The sequence below is a fragment of the Actinosynnema sp. genome, assembly GCF_052038725.1.
In genome coordinates, this window is record NZ_JBQGCX010000462.1 from 1 (window position 1) to 4,111 (window position 4,111).

Annotated in this window: 5 protein-coding genes; 3 read left to right on the top strand and 2 right to left on the bottom strand. The window is 75.4% G+C overall.

Annotated features, from left to right (window positions below; translation table 11 throughout):
• Window positions 1–94: 94 nt before the first annotated feature.
• Entirely contained in the window at window positions 95–253 is a 159-nt protein-coding gene (locus ACTUAL_RS09335; protein WP_440899972.1) for an LPXTG cell wall anchor domain-containing protein, read from the bottom strand.
• An 11-nt stretch (window positions 254–264) separates the two neighbouring features.
• Window positions 265–1,053, bottom strand: a complete 789-nt coding sequence (locus ACTUAL_RS09340) for a choice-of-anchor P family protein (protein ID WP_440899973.1) — start codon at window positions 1,051–1,053, stop codon at window positions 265–267.
• A 275-nt stretch (window positions 1,054–1,328) separates the two neighbouring features.
• Here ACTUAL_RS09340 and xrtP point away from each other — a divergent pair, with 275 nt between their 5' ends.
• The 3 genes from xrtP to ACTUAL_RS09355 all read left to right on the top strand — a co-directional run bounded on the left by xrtP (window position 1,329) and on the right by ACTUAL_RS09355 (window position 3,907).
• Window positions 1,329–1,847 (top strand): exosortase P, encoded by a 519-nt coding sequence (gene xrtP / locus ACTUAL_RS09345; RefSeq protein WP_309142026.1) that lies wholly within the window; start codon window positions 1,329–1,331, stop codon window positions 1,845–1,847.
• A gap of 44 nt (window positions 1,848–1,891) precedes the next feature.
• Window positions 1,892–3,196, top strand: a complete 1,305-nt coding sequence (locus ACTUAL_RS09350) for a glycosyltransferase family 2 protein (RefSeq protein WP_440899975.1) — start codon at window positions 1,892–1,894, stop codon at window positions 3,194–3,196.
• A 135-nt stretch (window positions 3,197–3,331) separates the two neighbouring features.
• Entirely contained in the window at window positions 3,332–3,907 is a 576-nt protein-coding gene (locus ACTUAL_RS09355; RefSeq protein WP_440899974.1) for a biotin transporter BioY, read from the top strand.
• Window positions 3,908–4,111 lie beyond the last annotated feature (204 nt).

Sequence of the window (4,111 nt, forward strand, 5' to 3'; positions counted from 1 at the left end):
GCCAGCAGCAGGACTTCCTTCATCTCGTACTCCCTGTCAGGGCACGGGGTCCCCGGCGCTCGGGGGGTTGGGTCGCCGGGGACCCCGCTCGCGATCAGCCGTCGTGGTGCGCGCGCCGCCCGCGGGACCTGCGAAGCAGCAGGACCCCCGAGACGAGCAGCGCGACACCCGCGACGGCCCACCACGTCACATCGGCGCCGGTCGCGGCGAGCGTTCCCACGCCCGTTCCCACGGCGACCCCTGCGCCAGGCATCCGGTACACCTTCACACCACCTCCGGTGCGCGCCGACGGCCGGCCGCGTACGAGGCGGGCAGCACGACCAGCGCGAGCGCGCCGACGCCGATCCACAGGCCCGCGCCGGAGGCCAGCGGGACGGGCAGCGCGGCGGCGCCGCAGGTCGTGGACGAGATGACCAGGTCGCCGCTGCCGAGCGAGCCGACGACGCCGTCGAGCAGGCGCAGGCGCAGCGCGGTGACGGTGAGGCTGCCGTCGTCGTTGCGGACCTGCTCGTTGAGCACGAGCTCCGCCACGGTGACGCCGAGCGCGCCCACGTCGACGGTGGTGTTGGGGGCGGGCTCGGCGGCCGGGGTCTGCAGGGTGCCCGCGCTCAGCCCGACCAGCCTGGCCGACCCGGTGAGGCCGTCCTGGGTCGAGGAGCACTCGGCCTCCACGGCCTCGGCGGACCAGGGGCCGGTGAGCGCGGCCAGCAGGTCCACCCGCACGTCGACGACGCTGGCGCGGGCGGCGAGGCCGCCGGAGCGCTCGTCGCGCGCCGAGTCGGTGCTGAGCAGGCCGGTGGAGAGCGCGCCGGGCACGTCGACGGTCTTGAACGTGCTGGTGAGCGGCCCGTCCTCGGAGTGGGCGGCGGCGAACGGGCCGACCGAGGTGGCCCTGCTGCCCAGGAGCGACAGGTCGAGCCGCACGCCGAAGGCGGAGGCGTCGCCCCCCACCGCCCCCGCGGGCGTCGCGCTGATCAGGAGGGCGGCCACCGCGACCAGTCCGGCTAGTCCGCTGGGGCGCGGGACGCGGTGGCGCGGGGTTCGGACGCGCATGGATTTCCCTTCTCCGTCCGGGGAATCGTGTGGGGGGAGCATTTGCACCTATCGGCTGTTCCGGGGATGCCTTGACAGGGGATGCCCGGAAAAGCCCAGTGCGGCCACTCGAATCGCCCACAGCCTCGCACCTACGGTGGATTCCAGTTCCGAATTAGCCTCACTTTGTCACCTGTTCAGGGAGTGCAGTCGCACTGCGCGCGGTCCGATGTCCATTCGATAGCTCGTTCGAGCGCTGACCGGTCGTGCAGAACGTGCGGGAAGGGATGGGTTTCGTGGTGCTGGCTGTCCCCCGACCGGGGCGACTCCACCGGGTGGTCGTGGCCGCCCTGCTCGGTGGCTCGGCGGCGCTGGTGCTCGCGCACACCGCGTACCGGGCCGCCGAGATCACCCTGGCGGGCGCGCTGCTCGGCCTGATCGGCGAGGACGGGGTGGAGGTGGCCGCGCACCGGCAGACCGTCTACTTCGGCCTCGGCACGGACGCGCCGCTCGGCCTGCGGATGACCCCGGAGTGCACCTCGGCGTTCCTGCTGGTCCCGCTGCTGGTGGTCGGCGCGGTGATGGTCGCGCTGCGGCCCCGGATCACCCGGAGCGTGCTGCTGGCGCTGGCCGTCGCGGGCGGCGCGGTGGTGCTGGTGAACCAGGCGCGGGTGCTGCTCATGGTCGGCCTGGTGCGCTGGCTGGGCGTGGCGGACGGCTACCACTGGGGCCACACGCTGCTGGGGTCGCTGGTGAGCGTGTTCGGCGGGGCCGCCGCGCTGGTGGCCTTCACCTGGCTGGCGACGCGCCGGTGAGCCTGGACGCGCTGCTGGGGTTCACCCAGGCGCTCGCGCTGACCATGAGCGTGGCGTTCCTGGTGTACGTGGGCGTGATCGTGGTGCCGTACCTGCGGCGCAGGCCGGAGCCGTCCGGCGACCCGGCCGGGTTCGACTGGCACTTCCTGCTGCCCTGCCTGGACGAGGCCGCGGTGGTCGGCGGGACGGTGCGCTACCTGCGCGCCACGTTCCCGGCGGCGCGCGTGTGGGTGGTCGACGACGACTCGGCGGACGGCACGGCCGAGGTGGTGCGCGCCCTGGCGGAGGCGGACCCGGCGGTGCGGCTGGTGCGCAGGCGGGCGCCGTCGGCGCGCACCGGCAAGGGCGACGCGCTGAACGCGGGCTACCGGGCGCTGCGGGCGTGGCTGGCGGGGCGCGGCGACCTGGACGCGGGGCGGGTCGTGGTGGTCGTGGTGGACGCCGACGGCAGGCCCGCCGCGAACTGCCTGGAGGTGTGCGCGGCCCCCGAGCTGTTCGGCTCGCCCGAGGTCGGGGCGGTGCAGGTGGACGTGCGCATGGTCAACACCGGGGTGCGGCAGGAGGGCGTTCCGCGCTGGCGGCGGGCGTTCGGGGCCGGGCTGGTGCGGATGCAGGACCTGGAGTTCCGGACCGCGATCGCCGCGATCCAGCTGTCCAGGGGCGTCACCGGCACGATCTCGCTGGGCGGCAACGGCCAGTTCACCCGGCTGTCCGCGCTGGACTCGGTGGCCGGTCCGGCCGGGCCGTGGCGCGGGTCGCTGCTGGAGGACTTCGAGCTGGGCGTGCACCTGCTCACGGCGGGCTGGCGGACCGCGTTCACCACCGGCGCGCACGTGCGGCAGGAGGGCCTGTACAGCCTGCGGCGGTTCCTGGCGCAGCGCACCCGGTGGGGCCAGGGCACCATGCAGTGCGCCCGCTACCTGCGGCGCGTCTGGGACTCGCCGCACCTGTCCACGCTGGGCGCGGCGGAGCTGACCTACTACCTGGCGCAGCCGTGGATGCAGCTGCTCGGCACCCTCGTCTACCCGGTCCCGCTGCTGCTGCTGGCCCACCAGGTGGTGCTCGCGCCGGGCGCGGTGTGGTCGTGGTTCACCGGCGGCGCGTGGCTGCTGTTCGCGGTGTACGGGGTGTTCGGGCTGGTGCCGTTCGCGCTGTGGGGGCCGGTGTACCGGGCGCGGTGCGAGCCGGGCACCGGGTTCTGGCGCTCGCTCGGGTACGGGTTCGGCTACGGGCTGTACGTCTACACCTTCTACCTGACGTCGTGGCGGGCGGCGGCGCGGCTGGCGACCGGGCGCGACGGGTGGACCAAGACCCGGCGGAACACCGAACCGCCGCACGCCGGTCGGTGACCACCCGCTGGGACGACGGTGCCGGTTGGCGGGCGCGGACTGCGGCGGGCGGCTGACTTTGTAGGGTCCGACCAGCGCCGAGCGGGTCGCGCGCGATTAACCTCCCGGTGAGTCCCACGAACCCTGGAGGTCCCCGTGTCCGTGTTCGCCGTTCCCGGCCGCAGGGCCGTGCTCGCCGATCTGGTCCCCGGCGCGCTGGCGCGCGACGTCGCGCTGGTCGTCGCGGGCGCCGGGCTGACCGGCGTCGCCGCGCAGATCGCGCTGCCCGTCCCCGGCACCCCGGTCCCGATCACCGGCCAGACGTTCGCGGCGCTGCTCGTCGGCGCGGCGCTGGGCTGGCGGCGCGGCTCGGCGTCGATGCTGCTCTACCTGGTGGCGGGCATGGCCGGTGTGCCGTGGTTCCAGGGCGCGTCCTACGGCACGCCCCCGTCGCTGGGCTACGTCGTCGGCTTCGTGTTCGCCAGCTCCCTGGTCGGCTACCTGGCCGCGCGCGGCGGCGACCGCACCCCGCTGCGCACGGCGGGCACGATGGCGCTGGGCAACCTGGCGATCTACGCGTTCGGCGTGCCGTGGCTGATGGCCGCGACGGGCATGGGCCTGGGCGCCGCGCTGGCCGCGGGCGTCGTGCCGTTCCTGGTCGGCGACGCGATCAAGACCGCGCTGGCCGCGGGCCTGCTGCCCGCGACCTGGGCGCTGGTCAACCGGAAGTGATCGACCGGACGTGATCGACCGGGAGTGAGCGCACGGGGTCCGGCAACGGGGCCGGGCCCGTGCTGCGCGGCGGCGCGAACCACCGGCCGCCGCACCTCGGCCTCGTGCGCGGCTCACGGGGTGCGGCTCCTCCGCCCGGCGCGCGCCCCCCCGCCGGAGCCGCCCCGCACCACCCCCGCCCCCGGGGGCCCCCCCGCGCCGCCC

Coding starts and splice junctions, on each gene's coding strand:
- ACTUAL_RS09350 (WP_440899975.1), top strand. CDS start 1,892: ATGAGCGTGGCGTTCCTGGTGTACGTGGGCGTGATCGTGGTGCCGTAC.
- ACTUAL_RS09340 (WP_440899973.1), bottom strand. CDS start 1,053: ATGCGCGTCCGAACCCCGCGCCACCGCGTCCCGCGCCCCAGCGGACTA.
- ACTUAL_RS09335 (WP_440899972.1), bottom strand. CDS start 253: ATGCCTGGCGCAGGGGTCGCCGTGGGAACGGGCGTGGGAACGCTCGCC.